This window comes from Glutamicibacter sp. BW77 (assembly GCF_002332285.1).
GTDB lineage: Bacteria > Actinomycetota > Actinomycetes > Actinomycetales > Micrococcaceae > Glutamicibacter > Glutamicibacter bergerei.
In genome coordinates this window covers 1-4,631 of the sequence record NZ_NRGT01000016.1, presented here as the reverse complement: position 1 = coordinate 4,631, position 4,631 = coordinate 1, and the positions used below count along the sequence as shown (strand labels likewise).

Below are 4,631 nucleotides of genomic sequence, written 5' to 3'. Positions count from 1 at the left end.
ATCGGTGGCCTCTTTTCCACAGTGACCGTGCACACAAAGAATTAGAGTAAATTATTACTGCCCTAATTCGGTAATTTATGCACCTTCTGCCAGGCCCCACGATTGCGGGTACATGTCGCGAGAAACTACCCGGCACCATATAGAGCTAGACGACTATGAGACGCGATGACTGTCCCGTTTATGGAGATCGCCTCTACTGGCCAACGAGAAAAACTTCGCCTAATAGTGCGACCGATCTTTCGACGGCTTACCAAGGGGCAAATGCAATTCCCCAAATGCTGGCACTGACCTAATGCTAGATGCCGGCATGAAGCCAAATCATTGAAGAAGGCTACGCCACTTCCATACGCCTAAAACGTAGTTCGCGCACTGTACCGCGTAACGGCGAACCATCGATCGGCAGTGTCTCCAACCTGGCCAAGCTAGCTGCCTTCAAAGCTAATTGATTCGCTGACAAGACCGCTCTTTCCGTCAACCCCAAGTACCGGCCGAACTCCAGCCAATGCTTACTCTTTAGGTTCTTAGTTTTGCCCGATAGAGACAGCGCCATGGTGTCATCTCCGTAAATAAGCGTGCAAGGGACGTCATACATCGGGGCCATCGTAAACTTCCCTGAAGAGTCCGCAAGTATTGAAAGATTCTTTCCGTGCAGATCTCCGTTACCTGTCAACCAAGCGAAGAGGAACTGAAGATACAAACTTCGTTTCGCTATCACCGGCGCTTGGCAATATCCAGCCAAACCGTCAGCGACTTGCTCGGCACTGACCGAGTACTTAACGGCTGGCGGTAAGTCGAGCACCTGCAGCCCGTCTTCTAATGCATACCGCGTAACTTCAGCTTGGCCTGGAACGTACTTCCGGTCAAAGCGTTCAACAAGTAGTCCAGGAACATTCTGTCCATCATGTACTACCTTGTTTTTAGCAACCGGCAGTTTCAGCGATTTGGCCGCCTGCAGGTGCAGAGCTTCGTTGGCAACGAGGTACGGGTGATCTCGCGGATCCAGCTTAAGGAGATACGCTCCTTCCCCCATTGCTAAAGGCGTCGTCAGCATGGTGGCACTAATCTTTTCCTGAACACCCGGAATCGAATGCAGATCAAGAGTTCTTGTCAGCAATGTAAAGTCCAAAGTCGCAGGATCATCGATCGTCGCGACCGCCGCTGGCATCATCAGTTTCGAACCGCTAGGCACGATACGAACGTTGCCCGGAGTATCGGAACCGACTGCCATCAATAAAGTCATTTCATCAGCGAGGCTGGTTTTAGTGGCGTTCTTCAAGACTGTGAGACGGTGACCTTCTGGTAAGAGTCCAGAAAAGAACGCAGGCACCCCACCACCAGGAGCAACTAGGGGTGCTGCGGAAGAAGGTAGGGACGTAGCAATGCCCGGCATACCTGATTGTAAAAACTCGTCGGTATAACTGAATTGGATATAACCGTCACCACGACGTTCCAAACGCCCCGCCAATATACGGTTCTGATAAACATCTGCCTTATCGACCCGCTTCAGATCTGCTAGATCCCGATTCACTTCTGAACAACAATCTTGAGCCCAAGGACGCTAGCAACGGAAAGCACAGCTCCTATAGAAGGGTTACCCGTACCGGTTTCGATGGCCCGCACGGTGCGCTCGGAGATGTTAGCTAGGTCAGCCAGCTGCTCCTGAGTCAAGGCATTCTCTTTTCGAGAAAGCTGCAGCGCAGCGCCAATTTCCAATAAAGAATTCAACGTAAACTCCGAACCGGCAATATGCCGCCGTTTATGATCCTGTATCCAGTGTAGCGCCTGATTAACTATCATCCGGCAATATACTGCCGTATTCTTTTTACCTCAGCCACCGTGAACCAAAAGCGCGTGGACCTAACCGATCAGTGCTCTCGTGGATCAGTGTCCTTAAACAGAAAAAGGGTCCCACCTGCCAAATAGCGCGAGTTGGAACCAATGTTCTGACGACTTGGTACCGCTGTTCTGAAGACATGGAACTGCCTGTAACCTCCACCTGATCCTCTGAACTAACCGTCACACAACACCGTGTGGTGGCCAGTTCAAAGGAGAAACCTCTTGGTGGATTACCAAACCATCATGTCCATGGTGTTCAAGCACCGAACCTATGACGAAATCACCAGATCTCTGGGATGCTCACGCCGCGATATCGCCGCAGTGAAAAAGGCCATCAGCACCGACGGCATCACCGCCGAACGTTTCGCTGCAATGACCGCTATAGATATTGAGAAGCTCTTCCCCGACGGCCGCCGAACGATGTCTGCAGATTATGCCGACCCGCACTTCGCCCAGATCATTGAAGAAATCAAGCACAACCGTTTCTTCAAACTGCAACAAGGCTGGGTTAAATACGTAGCTGGAACCAGCACGCAGAAAAAATACAGTTACTCCCAGTACTGCGCACTGTTCAACCGGTTCGCCGCAACCAACGACGTGGTCGCCACCCTGCAACACGAACCTGGCAAAGCCATGTTCGTGGATTGGGCCGGACCCACCATGAAGGTCCTCGACACGGTCACCGGAGAAACGTTCAAAGCCTATTTCTTCGTCGCGTCTTTGCCCTTCTCCGGCCTAATATTCTGCAAGGCCTTCAGCGATATGAAGCAACACGCGTGGAACGAAGCGCATGTGAACGCACTGGAGTTCTTCGGTGGAGTGGTGCAGATGATCGTGCCAGATAACGCAGCGACCGCTACGCACCGCCGAAAGCGTGGAGACAAGGAAGTCGTGGTCACGAAGGCCTACCGCCAGTTGGCTGAGCATTATCAAACTGCGATCGTCCCAGCCCGATCGAACCGCCCACGCGACAAGGCCCATGTCGAGCGCATGGTGCAGACCGTTGAAACACGTATCATCGGCTACCTCGACCCGCAGACATGGACTTCGTTCGAGGAGCTGAACGAAGCAGTGAGCGAGCAACTCGAAGACATCAACGAGAATTTGCGCAGGGTCAATCAGACCACCCGACGTGAAGTCTTCGACGCTGAGGAAGCACCAGTGCTGCAGCCCTTGCCGAAGCAACGGTATGAAGACGTCGACTATAAACAGTTAAAAGTCGGTCGGAACTACCACGTGACCAGCGACTATCAGCACTACTCCGTGCCCTATCAGCTTGCCGGAAAAGTTCTCTCCGCACGGATTACCACCACCAGGATCAGCCTTTTTGATGGGCAATCCAAAGTATGTGAACACCCGCGTAAGCACGGCCGGCGTGGTCAGTATTCCACTGAGCTGGCCCATGCGCCCAAGCATCATCAGGACGTGCAAGGTCTCTGGACTCGGGACTGGTTCTTGAGCAATGCACGAAGCTACGGGCCGGCGACGGTTCAGGTCATCACTCAGATCTTGGACCGAAGCAAAGTGGAAGCCCAGGCGTTCTTATCCTGCCGTAACATCCTCACCGAGTTAGGACGCAAGAAGAGCCCATCGTTAGAGGAGGCTTGCCAAGAGATGTTGAACATCAATGGTTACCCGAATTACACGGCGCTCAAACGCGTAATGGCCACCTTGGCCGACGCCAGGAAGCAGCAGGAGCATGTTTCAGGGCCAGCAGCGCAGAACACCAAGAATCTGGAACCAATGCAAAGCATTCCGGGAGCGTTTGTGCGGGATGCGGACCACTATAAGAGCCGGGGATGAATCATATGCTTACCAGTGAAGACCATCAGAAAATCAAAGATCTGCGCCTCACCGTTTTTGCTGCGAAGTTCTTCGAGCTGACCAACGACGAGAGCAATGACAGACTGCTTCCGGAAGAAGTGTTCATGAATGCGGTGGACCATACGCTGGGAATTCGCCAGTCGCAGAAGACCAGCAAGCTCATTAAGCAAGCCCAGTTCCCCTTGCCAAGTGCCAATATCGCGGAGTTGCACTACCTGCCCGGTCGCAACATCGATCAGGCCCGGATGAAACGGTACGCCAACCATGAATGGCGTACTGATCCGACGAACCTGCTGATCATTTCACCTACCGGCGGGGGAAAGACTTATATCGCTTGCGCGATTGGAGTTGCCGCCTGCCATAGCGGGCACTCGGTTTACTACACACGCATGGATGACCTGGCACGCCTGTTGATGATGGCTCGTGAGGACCGCAGGGAACATCATCAACTATTGGAAAGGCTCCAAGAGACGGATCTGTTGATCATTGACGATTTCCTTACCGTGGGAATTGACCAGAACATCGCCAGTGACTTGTTTGCTGTGCTGGCTGATCGGGAACATCGTTTGCCGACGGTTATCGTCAGTCAAACGGATCCGTCCTATTGGGTTAAGGTGATGCCTGACAAGGTGGCAGGTGATTCCATCGTGAATCGATTGGCGAACAACACCAGGTGGTTGCTGCTCGGCAAAACAGACATGCGACAGATTAATGGTGAGAAGGCTCGGGACGCAGCTGGCTTTTGGGAATAGGTCCTACCCCGTCCCTAAACAGCTGATTCCCGAACCCTTCAATTAAATAGTATTGGCCAAGGGCGCGTCTTGCCGAGCCCTTGGCCAATCCATCCAAATCTTGGCAGCCGTACCAAGTAGTCAGAATCGCAGTTCCAACTATTCAGTCGGGGCGGTACCAAGTCGTCAGAACAGAAGTACCATTTGAGGCTATTTCGCACCACCCTTCCAGGCAGAACC

General features: G+C 52.8%; 4 protein-coding genes. 2 read left to right on the top strand and 2 right to left on the bottom strand.

Going from position 1 to position 4,631, the window contains the following annotated elements; translation table 11 throughout:
* Positions 1-331: 331 nt before the first annotated feature.
* On the bottom strand, positions 332-1,528 hold the full coding sequence (locus CIK74_RS01760) for a HipA domain-containing protein (protein ID WP_096253984.1): 1,197 nt from the start codon (positions 1,526-1,528) through the stop codon (positions 332-334).
* Entirely contained in the window at positions 1,525-1,725 is a 201-nt protein-coding gene (locus CIK74_RS01755) for a helix-turn-helix domain-containing protein (protein ID WP_096253988.1), read from the bottom strand. Before CIK74_RS01755 ends, CIK74_RS01760 begins: the two co-directional genes overlap by 4 nt.
* Positions 1,726-2,061: 336 nt before the next feature.
* Between CIK74_RS01755 and istA the strand changes: the two genes are divergently transcribed.
* Positions 2,062-3,639, top strand: a complete 1,578-nt coding sequence (gene istA / locus CIK74_RS01750) for an IS21 family transposase (protein WP_205738220.1) — start codon at positions 2,062-2,064, stop codon at positions 3,637-3,639.
* Positions 3,636-4,412 (top strand): ATP-binding protein, encoded by a 777-nt coding sequence (locus tag CIK74_RS01745; protein ID WP_240520427.1) that lies wholly within the window; start codon positions 3,636-3,638, stop codon positions 4,410-4,412. Before istA ends, CIK74_RS01745 begins: the two co-directional genes overlap by 4 nt.
* The last annotated feature ends 219 nt before the right edge of the window (positions 4,413-4,631 follow it).